This window comes from Kamptonema formosum PCC 6407, from assembly GCF_000332155.1.
In the GTDB taxonomy this organism is placed as follows: Bacteria; Cyanobacteriota; Cyanobacteriia; order Cyanobacteriales; family Microcoleaceae; genus Kamptonema; species Kamptonema formosum.
In genome coordinates, this window is the sequence record NZ_KB235903.1 from 2,739,136 (window position 1) to 2,754,513 (window position 15,378).

Here is a 15,378-nt window from a genome sequence, read left to right on the forward strand (position 1 = left end):
CTATCAGTTGAATTGAGTTCTTATTATTATATGGCGGCCTCTAGTTTTATGTCGAAACCCTAAATTTTATTATATGGATATGACGGACTCTGGTTTCCTCTCAAATGGCTAATATGAGTATTTCATTTTTGTGCTGCTACACTTAATATCTTTAAACTTTATATAATAATTGAAAATCAATATAGTAACTGTTTTATTTCAATTAGAAAAATGGTTGAGTGCAGAAATAAACCCGCAAAACTACTTGGGATTGGGGGGGGGAGTGCTATCTGTGGAGAGGGGAAATCTATCTAAATTTGGAGCTAGCCTTGCTCTTGGGAGTTTAACAATACTACTTGACCCTTTGCGATCGCGATTACCATCGCGATCGCACTAGGTAATTATGACTAAAATTCCTAAATTCCCAACTCTTACCCAATATTGGCGATCGCTTACCCAAACGGTTGCAGGTTTGAGCGTTTATGATGGCAGACCGCTATAGCTAGAGGACATTTGCAGACGATCTAGCCAAGGTGCAAGCACGGACTTATGATGATATGGCTAGAAAATAAAGGGAGCGATCGCTCCCTTTATCGATTTCAAGTATTTACGATGAATCAGGCTTTTGTAACTGGAGTGAACCTGTGATGTTGCCTACAGATTTACTTAAGTCTTAAAATCGGACTTAACTAAGTCTTAAAATAGTAGGTTTTTAAGTCTCTTTTTTAGAGTCGTTTCTTGATTTAAAAGATTTAATGCTATCCGTCGTAATAAGTAAATCCACCTAATTAAACATAAGATAAGGATGGCTAAAAAGCTGACTGGAAGTTCCTGACCATTGAACTAAGCAGTTGCCATCCAATCCCAAATTCGCTCTAGCTGTTGTGTGGTCACGAGCCCGTACTGCCATAGAACCATCCCAAAAAGATTGGGGCTATCTTCACTCCGGCGCTCGGCAAGTGCGATCGCAGAAAGAGGAAGGGCTAACTCTTCGAGTAAAAATTGCTTAAATAGATTGATTTTAGTAGTGTTCATGGCTTCACCCAAAAATTTGTTATTTGTATCTCCAACGCCGACTGAACCGATCTCGGTAAAATCTAGAATATCTAAATGCTTTATATAAAGTTCTCGCTCTCCAGACTGAAGCCCTCTCCATCTAGAGAAATAACTTCTGCTTGAGGCTAAGCCTACCTTGAGATGGGCGATCCCCACTCTTTCAACCAAAGCTAAGTTTAAATATCAAGCCCACAGTAAGTTTAAATACTTAGCAGAGACTTTTAACTGAATTGAAAACTGACGTATAGCAGTTGCCAAGGCGATTAGGACACGATTAATTGCTGGAACCCGGTGATTCTATTCCCTTCTTCCCTAGTCCCTAGCCCCTAGCTATAGTTAGCCTGCGCCAATTCCAGCGACTCTTGCTTTACTCTCCCCGCCATCGCTGCTAACTGCAAACTCATATAAGCATTCAAATCTTCCAAGCTGTAACTAGCTGAGAGCAATAATTGACCTATGAGCTTTTCTGCTTCTACTGTGAGGCGGCCAGTGGTCAGAGCTTGTTGGGCAATTTCGCGGATGGGAATCATGGGAAAACCTGCTTTTGCTTTACATAATCAGTATCAAGGTTTTCCCTGCCTAGCTCAGTGATGCAAATTTCCTGTCTCTGTGATGATTTGAGTGCTGCATAGTGATTCGGCATCCAGAAAGCTGTGACATCGATCGCTAGCAGCATATCTATCCATGCCTGATGCTGACACGGATACTAGGATTGAATGAAGAAGATTTTGGTTTTCCTAGCATCCACACGACCTAAGCGATGGGTTTCCGTTTTCGAGCGTTTTAGGAACCTAATAGGTATAAAACATCTCCTGAAGTTTTTGCGGATCGCTGGTAATTGTCAAACCTAGCATTAACAGAAGGCGAGCTTTTTGAGGAGTCAAATTATCCGTAACAATAAAGCCATTTTCATCATCTTTCTCTTCCCCATTTCGCACCACTCGTCCTGCACCCGTGCGCGAACTCCGCGCAATAATTATCCCTTTTTTGCTGGCTGCGATCGCGGCTGGCTCCAACTGCACAGAAATACTGCCATCCCCAACTCCTGCATAGACAATGCCTTTTGCACCATCGGCGATCGCAGCATTGAGCATAACGGGGCGGTTGTTGCCATAGCCATAGATAATGTCAACTTGCGGCAATGAAGTGAGGGTGTTGACTTCAAAGGGAGTTGCTACGGTGTGTTTGCGAATCGGCATTCTATAGAAGTAAGGTTTGCCCAACTCAACATAGCCCAAATAACCCATATCATGCGCCTGAAAGGTGTTAAGGCTAGTAGTGTTCGTTTTCGTTACTTCGCGTGCCGCCGAAATTTGGTCGTTAAGGCTGACAAACACGCCTTTGCCGACTGCTTCGGGACTGCCCGCGATCGCCACCGCATTATACAAATTCAGAGGCCCATCGGCACTGAGAGCCGTAGCCGGTCGCATCGCTCCCACCACCACCACAGGCTTTCTACTCTTGGTAACTAAGTTGAGGAAATAGGCAGTTTCTTCGAGCGTATCTGTCCCGTGAGTAATTACCACCCCATTGACATCAGGCTGTGCCAAAACTTCGTTAACGCGCTTAGCAATTTTTAGTAAGCCTTCGTTAGTCATGTTTTCGCTAGCAATTTGCAGCACCTGCTCGCCTGTAATATTGGCAATATTTTTTAGCTCTGGTATGGCTGAGATTAGACTTTCAACGGGCAGCTTTGCAGCCTGATACCCTACAGTTGTAGTAGAAGTTGCACCTGTGCCGGCGATCGTTCCTCCAGTCGCCAGCAGCACAACTTTGGGTAAGCGGGGCGATGGTGCGGGTGTGCTCGCAGGCGCAGGAGATTGAGCAATGGTTGGGGTGACAGGCGCGATCGCTAGAACTTGAGGGGCAGATGGCGATCGAGAGTTGGCGATCGCGGGCAGGATCGTTAGACAACAGATAGTCAGCGCTGCCAATAAAGCAGGAATAATTTGCTTTTTATTCATAAAAAATCCCCTGAGATTGGTTTAGTCTCTGGAACGACAGAGCCAGCATAGCCCGTCTGTTTATATGACTTGGTATTCTTAGGAACTTTATGAGTTGGTCAATCTACCAAATGATGTTCCATTGCAAAGCGAACCAACTCAGCACGGTTAGTGCGATCGCTTTTCCTCAACAAACTGCTAACATACTTTTCCACAGTGCGATGACTCAGATGAAGGCGATCGCCAATCTGAGCATTAGAAAGCCCATCTGTCAATAGCTGCAAAACATCTTTTTCTCGCTGAGTCAAACTCAGAGACTTCTCAGTAATATCTGAGTCTCCCCCGCCCCCCCGCTCCCCCGCTCCCTCGCTCCCCCGCTCCCCTGCCCCCCCGCTCCCCTGCCCCCCCGCTTGGGCAATCAAAGCATAGCGATCCAGCAAAGAACGGATCACAGCACCTAGTTCTTCCAACTCAAAGGGCTTTCGCAGATAGTTATCTGCCCCCAACTGATAGCCCCGAATCCGTTCCTGGGTACTCGTGCGTTCCGTCAAGAAAATTACCGGCAATAGGCGGAAAGCAGGGCGAAGCCTAACTCGCCGCACAAACTCATAACCATCCATTTCAGGCATAGTAACATCAGTAACGATGAGGTGGGGCTGATATTCCTCCACCAAACCTAGAGCCTGTTTCCCATTCTGCGCCGTGATTACCGAGTAGCCGCAAATTTCCAAGTAATCGCCAATGGACAGGCGCGTTCCCAAATCGTCATCCGCAACAAGAACCGTCAAGGGCATGGCGAGAAGTATAAGAAGGGGCTAGGGGCTAGGGGCTAGGGGCTAGGGAAGAAGGGGTTAGGGGCTACGATGCTCAGGGCTAGGGAAGAAGGGAAGAAGGGGTTAGGGGTTAGGGTTTGGGGGCTGGGGAAGAAGGGGTTACGATGCTTCGATGCTCCTATGCTCAGGAAGAAGGGAACAAGGGACTAGAATCAAGGATTTTAGGAAAGCAGAACGTCATAACTGCCTTGGCAGTTGATATAAAAATTAAGAATATAAAATTAAAAATTAAAAATGCAGTAGCACACTTTTAATTTTTAATTTTATATTCTTAATTCTGTTGATAGCTTACAGCTATACTTCCAGGTTGGGCTAAATTTCCCTGTAAAACCACGCCTCGACCATTTGCCGCTAGATGTCGCAAACTCTTATAAATCGTCTCGATTTGGTCAGGAGATCCTGCTTTTTTAGCCAAGGCTTCCAGAGACAAGGGCTTCCCTTCTTCCTTAAGCACTGCCAAAACCCGCTGTTGCAAATCCAACACCACAGCCGCCGCTTTTTTCCCTGCTTCTACTCCTGGCTGGTGGTAGGCGTTGACGTTGACAAGAAAACCATAAAGCCCTACAGCTCTTTCGTAGAGAGCAATTAAAGCTCCTACAGTCCGGGCATTTACTTGAGATACCGTCACAGTAATCGAATCTCGGTGATTCTCATAAAGAGCTTGCCTAGTTCCTTGTAAGAAACCTGACAGATAATCCCCAGAAGTAATGCCAGGGTCTATTTCTGGAGAAACCCCTTGGCGATCCTCCAAAACCTCAATAAAAGTGGCGAAGAAATTGGGCACCCCGTCTCGCAACTGCTGCACGTAAGCGTGTTGGTCAGTTGAACCTTTGTTACCGTAGACAGCAATACCTTGGTGAACAATATTGCCGTCTAAATCCTTCTCCTTGCCCAAAGATTCCATTACCAACTGTTGTAAATAGCGCGAAAATAACAACAGAGAATCTTTGTAAGGCAACACTACCATATCTTTTGTGCCGCGCCCATTCCCGGCAAAATACCAAGATAAAGCTAATAGTGCAGCGGGATTACCTTTGATATTCGTAGTCCTAGTAGCATCGTCCATCTCCTTGGCTCCTCCTAGCATCCCACGAATGTCGATGCCTTGCAGAGCGGCAGGCAGCAGCCCTACAGCGGATAATTCCGAGGTGCGTCCTCCCACCCAGTCAGCCATTGGGAAAGTTGCCAGCCAACCTTCAGATTTGGCTAATTGGTCTAACTTACTGCCAGTACCAGTAACAGCAACTGCGTGCTTAGAGAAGTCAAGTTTCTGGGCGGCAAAAGCTTTTTGGACTTCAATCATGCCGTTGCGGGGTTCAGGAGTTCCCCCAGATTTAGAGATCGTGATGACTAGGGTACTAGCGAGTCGATCTTTTAACTTATTGAGAGTGCGATCGATCCCAGTGGGGTCACTGTTATCGATAAAATGAATTGCCAATGGCGGGAAATCTGGGGCAAGAGCTTCGGCTGCGAATTGCGGGCCCAGGGCCGAACCACCAATACCAATGGAAATAATATCAGTGAACTTGGGGGCAAAAGGCGGCTTAACATCGCGGCTGTGGACTTTTTGGGCAAAAGCCTCAATTTGCTCTAATGTCTCAACAATTTCTTGTTTAAATTCCGGGGAGGGGGCTAAATCTGGGTTTCGCAGCCAATAGTGACCAACCATGCGATTTTCATCGGGGTTGGCGATCGCGCCCCCCTCCAAAGCAGCCATATCCTTAAAAGCTCGATCGAACTTGGGCTTCATACCCTCAAAAAAAGGGCCATCAAACCCCATGCGGCTGACATCCAGGTAAAATCCCAGCCCCTCGTGATAGTAGAGCCAATCTTGGTAGCGTTGCCAGAGTGCTGCGGCATCCATAGAAATTCTGTTTTTTATCGTTATTGCTATTCGCTAGTCTACCGAAGGCAGTTTAAAAGACTATATCAGGAATTACTGAATGCTAATGCTAATTGCTATGCTCTTAATATCAATCCCGCTGCTCAACTGACGAGTGGGAGGGGAACAAAAACCGGAACCTGAGTATGAACAAAAGGCTGACCAAAATACTAGGGCTATTTTTCTTAGCAGTCATAGTCTTTGGGTTCCTGGGGCGATCGCTTCAAAATCGTAATTTTGCTCAAAATCCTAATTTTGCCAGTATTCCCTTAACACAAATCAATTTTCCGCAACAGACTGTCGCCCAAGTTAATACTTTCAGCAATAAATCCAGTCAAATCTATCTCAACGGCACTTGGCAATTTGCCCCAGCCATAGGTAACACTGACAAACCTCCTTCCGCCGTAAATTGGGGCACCATCTCGGTTCCCGGCAACTGGCAACACGAAAGAAATGAGAACGAACCTGGTTTAATCGATCGCGGCAATGGCAATGCCTGGGAAAATTTCAATGCCAACACCCTATCAAAAGCATGGTATCAGCGCACCATAGACATTCCCAGCGATTGGGGTGGACGTAAAATCGTACTCGACTTAGCAAGAGTTAGTACCGATGCAGTTGTCTTCGCCAATGGCATCAACTGCGGTCAAATTTCCTGGCCCTACGGCACTGTGGATATCACCAAAGCCGTTAAACCGGGGAAAAACACGATCTCAATTCTGGTACTCGCAGTCAGTGACGAAACAGAAAAAGCCGTGATTATGGGCCCAACGGAAATATACAGGGAGAAAACCCAACTGCAATCGCGGGGACTAATTGGGGAAGTGCGAATTTTCAGCGTTCCGCCTGGCCCCTTCATCAGCGACGTATTTGTACAGCCATCTACCAGAAAAAAACAAATCAAGCTGGACATCGAACTGATCGATGTCGCCCAAAGCGGTAAAGTCCAGCTAGTTGCCCAAATCCTCGACCAAAACGGCAAAATCGAGAAAGAATTCACCAGTTCGGCAAATGTCCAAGCCCAGCGAACTCAAACTCTCCAGCCAGTTTGGGATTGGGCCAATCCCCGCCTCTGGGATGTCCGTCAGCCTAACTTATATAACTTGCGGCTGTTCGTCAAGGGTAGCGGCATTCAGGCTGAATTTAATCAACCCTTCGGCTTCCGAGAGTTTTGGATTGAAGGGCGGAAATTTTACTTAAATGGGACTGAGATTCGCCTGCGGCCAATACTTTTAGAGGATGAGTGGCAAGGTTGGAGCCCCGGTATCCCGGAAGCAGCCGACAGGATGATTGATGGTTATTTCTGGGCGGGTTTCAATATTGCTCAAATGTGGCCTTGGAATCACGACGAGAGGGGTCGATGGCACTTCCGGGAACTGTTTGCCGATCGCAGCGATCGCAAAGGTTTTCCCATCATCGCACCAGCCCTAGATGCCACTTCTAAGGGCTATGCTGATATGTGGGACAAACCAACGGGTAAGGCTGTCTGGGAACCTCGAATGGTTAGGGATTTGCGCCGCTACCGCAATCACCCATCGGTTTTAATGTGGGGAAGTAGCCCGAATTTTTTTGGACATAGCGAAGACCAAAACCCGCGCCGGATTGGTAAGAAGAAGTTAGAAGGGACGATTAGTCAGGTGGAAGACGATCGCATGAAGCGATTAATTCCTGTTGGGGACGATTTGGCGGCTACAGTCCAGAAATATGACCCAACTAGACCAGTATTATTGCACCAAGGCGGGGCGGCGGGAAATGTTTATGCTCTAAATTCTTACTTGAATATAATTCCGCTGCAAGAACGGGAGGAATGGATCTCGGAGTGGAGTCAAAATGGCGATATGCCTTATATGGTGGTGGAGTTTGGTACGCCGTTGCATACGACGATGATGCGGGGTCGCAATGGTTTTAGCGGTACTATTAATAGCGAACCTTGGATGACAGAATTTAGTGCAATTTATTTTGGCAATGAGGCTTATAAGTTAGAAACTCCAGCCTATCGCCAGAAAATTCGCGAGTTATTTGTCAAGGATCAAGAGTACAAGGGTTGGTTCGCTAAAGCAGAGTTGAATTTTGCGCCAGCTTTCCAAAAATTGCAGCAATTATTTAGTACAAATACTTGGCGAAGTTGGCGAACTTTTGGGATGACGGGCGGGATGATTCCCTGGAATAATGGTCACGGCTGGGAATTTAATCAAACTGCGAATCAGAAGGTAGATTTACCCAATTTTGAGCCAGGCCGTAGGGGTGTTTATCTGAAGCAGGTATATAAGGGTTTGTGGTATAACTTCCGACCGGAAACTAATACTATCCACCCAGGTGGTCAAGCGATTATGCAAAATAATGGCCCAACTTTGGCTTGGATTGCTGGTTCTAAGTCGGCCTTTGTGGCGAAAGACCATAGTTTTGCTGCGGGTGCAAAGTTAGAAAAGCAAATTGTGTTGATTAATGATATTAGGGCAAAGCAAAATTTTTCTTTTAATTGGCAGGTGTTCGTAGGCGGAAAACAGGTCGGTTCTGGGCAAAACACGGGAAGTATTGAGACTGCCAAAACCCTATTTTTTCCAGTGGAAGTAACGTTACCTGCCAGCGTCCAAAATAAAGTTGATGGGGAAATTCGCTTGAGTGCTAAGATTGGCGATCGCACTCACGAGGATCGGTTTAGTTTCCGAGTTTTCCCCAATTTACCCAAGGCGACGGGTACTGTGGTAGCCTTTGACCCGGCGGGGAAGACTACAAAAATGTTGCAACAGTTTGGCTACACGGTTACGCCTTGGGATGGTTCGCAAACAGCATCGCTTTTGGTTATTGGTAGGGAAGCTTTTGCTAGCGGGCAAAAAATACCGGGTGATTTAGAAGCTTTTGTCCGCAATGGTGGAAGGGCGATCGCTTTTATTCAACAACGAGATTGGTTCCAGAAATTAGGTTTCCGAGTTGCGCCGCCTTTGAGTCGCCGTGTTTTCCCAGTTGATACTACATCAACGGTGATGACGGGTTTAGATGCAGTAGATTTACGAGATTGGAGTGGAGAAAGTACGCTAATTGAAGCCTACCCAGATACGCGAAATTTGCGGGAGAATCCTTATAAAAAATATGGTTGGCGTTGGGGGAATCGAGGCGCAATTAGTAGTGCATCATTGGAAAAACCGCACCGCAGTGGGTGGCGGCCAATTTTGGAATCTGAGTTTGATTTAGCTTACTCGCCGCTAATGGAACTTGACTATGGAAAAGGGCGGCTAATTTTGAATAATTTAGATTTAGAAGACCACTTTTTGTTAGATGCGGGGGCGGCTAAGTTAGGTCAACAAGTTATCAGTTATGCTCAAAATTCTCCTCTATCTCCGAAGGTAGATAAAGTCGTTTTGATTGGCGGCGATGGCGAGGCGGGTTGGCTGGATAAATTGGGGGTAATTTATCAGAGAGGTAATTCATTTTCTCCTGACTCAGGATTGGTAATTGTGGGGGCGGATGCGAATATTAATGATGAGGATTTACGGCGTTATTTGAATCAGGGAGGAAAAGTATTTTTCATCCCTCGAAAATCGTCTGCTGCTGCTTTGGGCGTGCAGTTGCAAGAAATAAAGGATTTTGCAGGTTCGCTGAAGGTTCCTAGTTGGCCGGAGATGCGAGGGGTTAGTGCTTCGGATTTGCGATCGCGTTCTTCTTATGATACTTGGTTGATTAAGTCGGGCGGCGAGGTAGCGGCTGATGGTTTGTTAAGTCGGTTTCAAGTTGGTTCTGGTGTGGCGATTTTCTCTCAGATTGACCCTGATGTTTTGACTGCTGATGTTAAGACTTATTTGCGGTTTACTCGGTGGCGACAGACTAGGGCGAATGCTCAGATTTTAGCTAATTTGGGTGCGAGTTTTAAGGTGGATGGCCATATTTTTAAGTCGGGTGAGAGTAAGGATTTTTATCACTCTGATTATCGGACTGATTTTGAGTTGGGGGATCAGCCTTATCGGTATTATCGGTGGTAGTCGGACGAAGGAATACAGTACAAGAGTTAATGAAGTTAACTCCTAATAAACGTCGCTTTTATCAACTTAGTATACGGGCTATAACCCTTATTCATTATACGTTGTAGCCTTCTTTGTCACCCTCCAAGGGAGTTGTCAATGTAGTCTGATAAGGGTCTGTATTAATATTAATGTCTCTAAGATTTTGTGGGAAAGATTGTTTTATTTGTTCAAGGTGACTAATGGTGTCTTTTAAATAAAGTTCGTTGGACTGATTTAATAAATATCCACTAATTTTCCCTTTTCTTATACCAACTTCTGCTAGTAATAATTCTTGAAAAATTTTAAGAAAATCCAGTTCCTCAACTAAATATCTAACAATATTTTCATGTGAGAATGTATATCTTCCTTTTAGACAATAAAAAATATAATAAATTATATTTTTATCTTCATTAGACGACATTACAATTAAAACTGTATTTATAAAATCTTCTGGTGGTAAATGTTTAAAAATAGGATAATCATAATATTTCTCTTTTTTAGGATCTAAACTACCTGGAGCACATATTATGGATTGAAGATCAGTAATATTATTTTGCATAATATCCAGTATCTTGTTCGCCTCACTAGGCATATTTTTAAGCCTTACTTCTTTTTGAATTTCTTTAATATAATCATCAAACTCTTTAAATTCTGGATAATCTTTTGCTATAAACTCACGGCCCATATAAGGAACTAAGGTATCCTTATACTTTATATCTAGCTTATTCGATGTGTTCAATAGATCAATATATTTTTGGGCTTCCTTAATAATATCTGGCTTGCTTTTGCTATAGATCCCAGCATCAGAAAACACTAAAAATAATCCAGTAATATGTTTAATTATTGCAATATTTTCAATTTTTTTATCTATAAAATATTCTGACTCAACTTGATTAAGTATTTTCTCAAAGTCTTCATCAGTATGTCTAGTATAGTCGTACAATTTTATCCAATTAGGGGTGTTTTCATTATAAAAATATTTGCTGTTTGGTAGTAATTTTTCTAATTCTTCCTGATCTACAATACCTTTATCAAAAAAATTATGCCACCATGATAAGCTAGGAAACAATCCTGAAAAAGCGCTCATTTCACTTGAACAATAGATACTATAAATGTGTTGATATTTTGCAAATATCTCAATAAATTTTTTATTTTCTTCGTTAGGAGTAATTTCTCTTGAATTAGTATATTGCTGATATATTTCTGATGTTAATTCTTTATCTAATTGTAGGCCTATGCCTTGAATCTCTTCTGGTTTCACTCTTCCATAAGAAATTTCAATAGAAAATATTATCAATAGTTCTAAGACTTCTTTTAGGAACTCCGGTTTATTCTGAGCTTTTTGTGATAATTTTTCAAAAATCCTCTCAAAATCTAGACATATTCGGTTCAAAATTCTTAAATTCGTACACTTTGCTTGTCCATACAATTCTTGAATAATATCTAGATTTATCATTAAAAAATCTTTGCTTCTTTGATGATCTAATTTATTAATAAAGCTATTTAACGAGCCTTGAACATCAGGCTTAATTTCAAAAGTTTTACCAATTAATTTTTCTTTGACTTTCCTATATTTTTCTTGATCGATTATTCTATCTTCATCAGCAATAATAACAACTTTTAGATATTCAGATTCAACAAAACTATTGATATAGCCTAAAATACTTTCAATTTCTAAACCACACCGTTCTAAATCATCAAAAATTAAAACACCATATTGTGAATCTTTTTTAACAAGAGATGAATTCAGGAAATCTTTTATACTTGTTTCTGAAAGAGTTGATTGTACGCTTACTTCAGGTTTTTCATCGTGATTCATGTCAATATTTAACACCCATCTGTTTAACAAACCCTTAAAAATTTTTCCTGCTATTTTTGCTCCTTTTGACGAGAGGATAGGATGTATCTGTTCAAACAAAATATCTTCTATTTGAGAAAAACTATTGACTCCATAAAGGCTAACGTATAAAGGAGTTTTGCTTCCTTCTTTAAACTTTTGAATATACTGATTTATAAACCATGATTTACCACAACCCCATTGCCCTTTAAGTAGAACTGCAAATTGAGGAGAATAAGCTAAATTACAATAAGCATCATCTAAGTATTCTTCAATATGCTTATTGACTTTAGAAATATGCTGATTGTTTGCGCTAATTACTTGGTCTGGCATAACTTTTTTTGCTCGTCAAATAAATAAATTCTGCAAGCTGAGTGCGATCGCGCACCTTCAATACTTAACATTATCCCACTTTTATTGCATAACTACCAATACTCTAGACACTTTTTAATGGGTAATGGTAGAATGCGGGTTTTGGACTCTAAGCTCGTCGCGTAGGCGTAGCCAGCCGAAGGCATCGCCAATGGTAGAATGACAGTTTCAGCCATTTCTATAAAAACTGTCAGGACTATCGATCGCCAATAATCTTATTAAATAGTTTCTAATAGGAATATCAAGCATGAATTTTACAGAAAAAAAGACCCTCTGGGCGATCGCAAATCCATTTTTTCTATTACTTCTTGTTTCGCTGTCGCTATTAGGATGTCAGCAATCGCCGAAAGTTAAGCGACAATTAGAACGCAGTCAACAAGGAATGGTAGTTTCAGCCGATCGCATGGCGACTGAAGCAGGAGTCGCTATGCTAAAAAAAGGCGGTAATGCAGTCGATGCAGCGGTAGCGACGGCTTTAGCAATTTCAGTAGTTGAGCCATTTTCAGCGGGTATTGGCGGCGGTGGGTTTTTGCTGTTACGACGGGTAGAAACTGGAGAAGTACAAGCTTTAGATTTCCGCGAAAGAGCTCCTAAATTAGCCGATCGCGATATGTATCTTGATAGTAAAGGTCAGCCCATTAAAAGGGCAAGTCTAGACGGATATCTGGCGGCGGGAGTACCGGGTACGGTGGCGGGATTATACAATGTGCAAAAACTTTACGGGAAATTACCTTGGAATGATGTGGTAGCTCCGGCTGTAAGTCTAGCAGACAAAGGGTTTGTGGTGACAGAACGTTTTGCCAAGTTCTTTGAGTATCGTCAAAATGCGATTAAAAATAATCCAGCCGCACGCAAAATTTTTACTAAAAACGGCACTTTATATAAAAAAAGTGAGTTGCTTGTACAGCCAGATTTAGCTAAGACTTTACGTGCGATCGCCATCGCTCCCCAAAGTTTTTATACTGGAAAAATTGCACAGGCGATCGCCACTGATATGAAGAAAAATAGGGGTTTAATTACTCTCGAAGACCTGAAAAACTATACTCCAATTTGGCGTAAACCTGTCTGTGGAAACTTTCGACAATATCGAATTTGCGGAATGCCACCGCCTTCTGCGGGTGGAATTCAACTGCTACAAATTTTGAATATAATTAGTGATACCAATTTGTCAGATTGGGGGCGAGAAAATCCCGATACTTTGCATCTATTGGCAGAAGCGATGCGAATTAGTTATGCTGACAGAGCCAAATATTTGGGCGATCCAGCCTTTGTGAGAGCACCTGTAAAATCCTTGATAAGTCCTGTTTATGCTGCTAAACGTCGCCAAGAAATTGACATGAAACGCGCTAGGCTCTCTAGTGAGGTAAAACCGATAATAGATCCGAAAAGCGGGAGAGTATCTGCTAAGGAATCTCCAGAAACGACGCATTTAACCGTAGTCGATCGCGATCGTAATGTCGTGAGTTTAACATTTACAGTGAATGGGGCTTTTGGTGCGGGTACTGTGGTACCAGGTACGGGAATTTTACTCAATAATGAGATGGATGACTTTGCTGTTGCGCCAGGGGCACCGAATTTGTTTGGTTTGGTAGGGGGAGAAGCGAATGCGATCGCGCCTGAAAAAACTCCTCTATCCAGTATGACACCTACAATTGTTACTGAAAATGGTCAATTGCGTCTCGCTACTGGTGCTCCCGGAGGTAGCACTATTATTACCACCGTATTACAGATAATTCTAAATGTTTTAGTTTACGATATGGATGCCAGTGCAGCCGTATCTGCACCGCGTATTCATCATCAATGGTTGCCAGATCGGTTAATGGTAGAAAGTAAAAGTTTTTCTGAAGAAATCTTGCAGAAGTTACAGGGAAGAGGACATCAGATAGAAGAAAGATCGCCTTGGGGAAATGCGAATTTAATCATCGTCACTCCTGACGGGGGGTTAGAAGGAGCCGCTGATTCCAGAGGTGAAGGAGTGGCAAAAGGGAGTGGGATGTTATAATAAATTTTAGCACCTGAGTAATAGAGAAATAGCTTCTAACCCTCTACATTCTTAAGCCTACTCTACAAGTCAAAATGACGTTTAAAGCGAGTATCTAATTTGTCAGATTTTTTTTGATTGCAGGTAAAGCATAGTGTATGCAAATTACTGATATCGTTAGTACCGCCGCGAGCTAGGGGAATGATATGATCGATGGTAAGTTGGGCTTCTAGGAAGGTTTTCCCGCAGCTTTGACAGAGGTTGGGTGCGTAAGTCCTGTAAAACTAAATTACTTGCCACTGCGTTCAAAAACACATTAGTAAAAAAAATCTGCTAAATCTGATACATTCTTAAAATTTAATTAAATCCAGTTAACAGTTAACAATTAACAATTAACAATTAACAATTAACAATTAACAATTAAACAGATAAATCCTGACGCGGTTTAAACGTCTCAATCTGCCGCAATTTTTCGTATAATACCCGTTCTTGCTGACTAATTTCTTTAGGAACAGCAATTATAATTTCCACTAATTGATCGCCGCGATCGCCCTTTCCAGTCGGATAACCCTTAGCAGCTAAACGCAGTCGCTGACCCGAAACAACTCCCGGTGGTAACTTCATTTTCACCCAGCCATCAAGCGTCGGCACTTCAATTTCCCCCCCTAACACCGCCTCAGCAGGAGTCAAAGGTAATTGACAGCAAACATCCGATCTTTCTAACTTAAAAAATGGATGAGGGGCTACCGTAATTTTTAAGTATAAATCGCCGCCACCAATGCCTAAATTTCGCAATCTAACTCGTTGTCCACTTACCATTCCCCCAGGCATATCTACCTCAAGAGATCGCCCATCTTCCAGGCGAATTCGCTCGCTACCGCCTGTATAAGCCTTCTCCAAAGGCAACGTCAACCGCGCTTCAATATCCTTCCTAGCTTCGCGAGAACCAGGAGTATAAGTTACTTTTGCAGTGCTAGAAACCCAAGGATCGGATGAAGTTACTCGTGGCGCATTCGATGCCGCTGTCCTCACTTCCCGACGGCGGCCTAACAATTGATCGACAAATTTATTGAAGTCAGAATAATCGCCAAAATCTGCTTTTTCCTCTCCAGAGTCCCCATTTTTTTTGCCATCACCCCAACCTTTAAAATTGGGAACTCGCAAGCCTTGCTTTCCCTGAAATCCTTTTTGCTTCCAGAAGCGAGTAAACTGGTCATACTGCGCTCGCTTGTCTACATCAGAGAGAATATCATAAGCCTCATTAATATCCTTAAATTTATCCTCTGCTGTTTTGTCACCAGGATTTACATCCGGGTGTAACTGTCGCGCCAGTCGTCGATAAGCTTTCTTAATCTCATCAACTGAAGCATCTCTAGATAATCCTAAAATCTGATAGTAGTTCCGAAAATTTTGCATAGGAAGGAAGAAGGAAGAGGGAAGAGGGAAGAAGGAAGAAGGAAGAAGGAAGAAGAAGAAGAAGGAAGAAGGAAGAAGAGA

11 protein-coding genes and 1 pseudogene are annotated in these 15,378 nt (G+C 43.0%); 3 read left to right on the forward strand and 9 right to left on the reverse strand.

All coding sequences use genetic code 11. From position 1 onward, the window contains the following. The first annotated feature begins 169 nt into the window (after positions 1 to 169). Positions 170 to 376: a hypothetical protein gene (locus OSCIL6407_RS34480; protein ID WP_007352995.1), complete on the forward strand. Its 207-nt coding sequence runs from the start codon at positions 170 to 172 to the stop codon at positions 374 to 376. 446 nt (positions 377 to 822) lie between these two features. Here OSCIL6407_RS34480 and OSCIL6407_RS38585 read toward each other — a convergent pair whose 3' ends face one another. From OSCIL6407_RS38585 to OSCIL6407_RS0116970, 5 genes are all read right to left on the reverse strand, one after another. Further along, complete coding sequence (locus OSCIL6407_RS38585; protein ID WP_456077488.1) at positions 823 to 1,203, reverse strand: DUF2949 domain-containing protein; 381 nt, start codon at positions 1,201 to 1,203, stop codon at positions 823 to 825. Between the two features lie 158 nt (positions 1,204 to 1,361). Next, on the reverse strand, positions 1,362 to 1,565 hold the full coding sequence (locus OSCIL6407_RS0116945) for a hypothetical protein (protein ID WP_007352997.1): 204 nt from the start codon (positions 1,563 to 1,565) through the stop codon (positions 1,362 to 1,364). A gap of 261 nt (positions 1,566 to 1,826) precedes the next feature. Continuing rightward, positions 1,827 to 2,999, reverse strand: coding sequence for an asparaginase (locus tag OSCIL6407_RS0116955; RefSeq protein ID WP_007352998.1), 1,173 nt, complete (start codon positions 2,997 to 2,999; stop codon positions 1,827 to 1,829). Between the two features lie 98 nt (positions 3,000 to 3,097). Beyond that, positions 3,098 to 3,772 (reverse strand): response regulator transcription factor, encoded by a 675-nt coding sequence (locus tag OSCIL6407_RS0116960; RefSeq protein WP_007352999.1) that lies wholly within the window; start codon positions 3,770 to 3,772, stop codon positions 3,098 to 3,100. A gap of 310 nt (positions 3,773 to 4,082) precedes the next feature. Continuing rightward, a complete protein-coding gene (locus OSCIL6407_RS0116970) occupies positions 4,083 to 5,675 on the reverse strand; it encodes a glucose-6-phosphate isomerase (protein WP_007358100.1) in 1,593 nt (530 codons plus the stop codon). 164 nt (positions 5,676 to 5,839) lie between these two features. Here OSCIL6407_RS0116970 and OSCIL6407_RS0116975 point away from each other — a divergent pair, with 164 nt between their 5' ends. After that, complete coding sequence (locus tag OSCIL6407_RS0116975; protein WP_007358101.1) at positions 5,840 to 9,670, forward strand: glycoside hydrolase family 2 protein; 3,831 nt, start codon at positions 5,840 to 5,842, stop codon at positions 9,668 to 9,670. Positions 9,671 to 9,764: 94 nt separating this feature from the next. On the opposite strand, the gene OSCIL6407_RS0116980 is transcribed toward OSCIL6407_RS0116975, so the two are convergent. Together OSCIL6407_RS0116980 and OSCIL6407_RS37835 are read right to left on the reverse strand one after the other, a co-directional pair. After that, positions 9,765 to 11,861, reverse strand: coding sequence for a P-loop NTPase fold protein (locus OSCIL6407_RS0116980; RefSeq protein ID WP_007358102.1), 2,097 nt, complete (start codon positions 11,859 to 11,861; stop codon positions 9,765 to 9,767). A 92-nt stretch (positions 11,862 to 11,953) separates the two neighbouring features. Continuing rightward, positions 11,954 to 12,076, reverse strand: coding sequence for a hypothetical protein (locus OSCIL6407_RS37835; protein WP_007358103.1), 123 nt, complete (start codon positions 12,074 to 12,076; stop codon positions 11,954 to 11,956). A gap of 71 nt (positions 12,077 to 12,147) precedes the next feature. Here OSCIL6407_RS37835 and ggt point away from each other — a divergent pair, with 71 nt between their 5' ends. Further along, positions 12,148 to 13,902, forward strand: coding sequence for a gamma-glutamyltransferase (gene ggt, locus OSCIL6407_RS0116985; protein WP_007358104.1), 1,755 nt, complete (start codon positions 12,148 to 12,150; stop codon positions 13,900 to 13,902). 62 nt (positions 13,903 to 13,964) lie between these two features. On the opposite strand, the pseudogene OSCIL6407_RS32665 reads toward ggt, so the two are convergent. Both OSCIL6407_RS32665 and OSCIL6407_RS0116990 read right to left on the reverse strand, forming a co-directional pair. After that, a pseudogene (locus OSCIL6407_RS32665) lies at positions 13,965 to 14,138 on the reverse strand (HNH endonuclease); the annotation flags it as partial. 163 nt (positions 14,139 to 14,301) lie between these two features. Then, entirely contained in the window at positions 14,302 to 15,297 is a 996-nt protein-coding gene (locus tag OSCIL6407_RS0116990; RefSeq protein WP_019487476.1) for a DnaJ C-terminal domain-containing protein, read from the reverse strand. Between the last annotated feature and the right edge of the window lie 81 nt (positions 15,298 to 15,378).

Coding starts and splice junctions, on each gene's coding strand:
- OSCIL6407_RS0116945 (WP_007352997.1), bottom strand. CDS start 1,565: ATGATTCCCATCCGCGAAATTGCCCAACAAGCTCTGACCACTGGCCGC.
- OSCIL6407_RS0116955 (WP_007352998.1), bottom strand. CDS start 2,999: ATGAATAAAAAGCAAATTATTCCTGCTTTATTGGCAGCGCTGACTATC.
- OSCIL6407_RS0116960 (WP_007352999.1), bottom strand. CDS start 3,772: ATGCCCTTGACGGTTCTTGTTGCGGATGACGATTTGGGAACGCGCCTG.
- OSCIL6407_RS0116970 (WP_007358100.1), bottom strand. CDS start 5,675: ATGGATGCCGCAGCACTCTGGCAACGCTACCAAGATTGGCTCTACTAT.
- OSCIL6407_RS0116975 (WP_007358101.1), top strand. CDS start 5,840: ATGAACAAAAGGCTGACCAAAATACTAGGGCTATTTTTCTTAGCAGTC.
- OSCIL6407_RS0116980 (WP_007358102.1), bottom strand. CDS start 11,861: ATGCCAGACCAAGTAATTAGCGCAAACAATCAGCATATTTCTAAAGTC.
- OSCIL6407_RS37835 (WP_007358103.1), bottom strand. CDS start 12,076: ATGGCTGAAACTGTCATTCTACCATTGGCGATGCCTTCGGCTGGCTAC.
- ggt (WP_007358104.1), top strand. CDS start 12,148: ATGAATTTTACAGAAAAAAAGACCCTCTGGGCGATCGCAAATCCATTT.
- OSCIL6407_RS0116990 (WP_019487476.1), bottom strand. CDS start 15,297: ATGCAAAATTTTCGGAACTACTATCAGATTTTAGGATTATCTAGAGAT.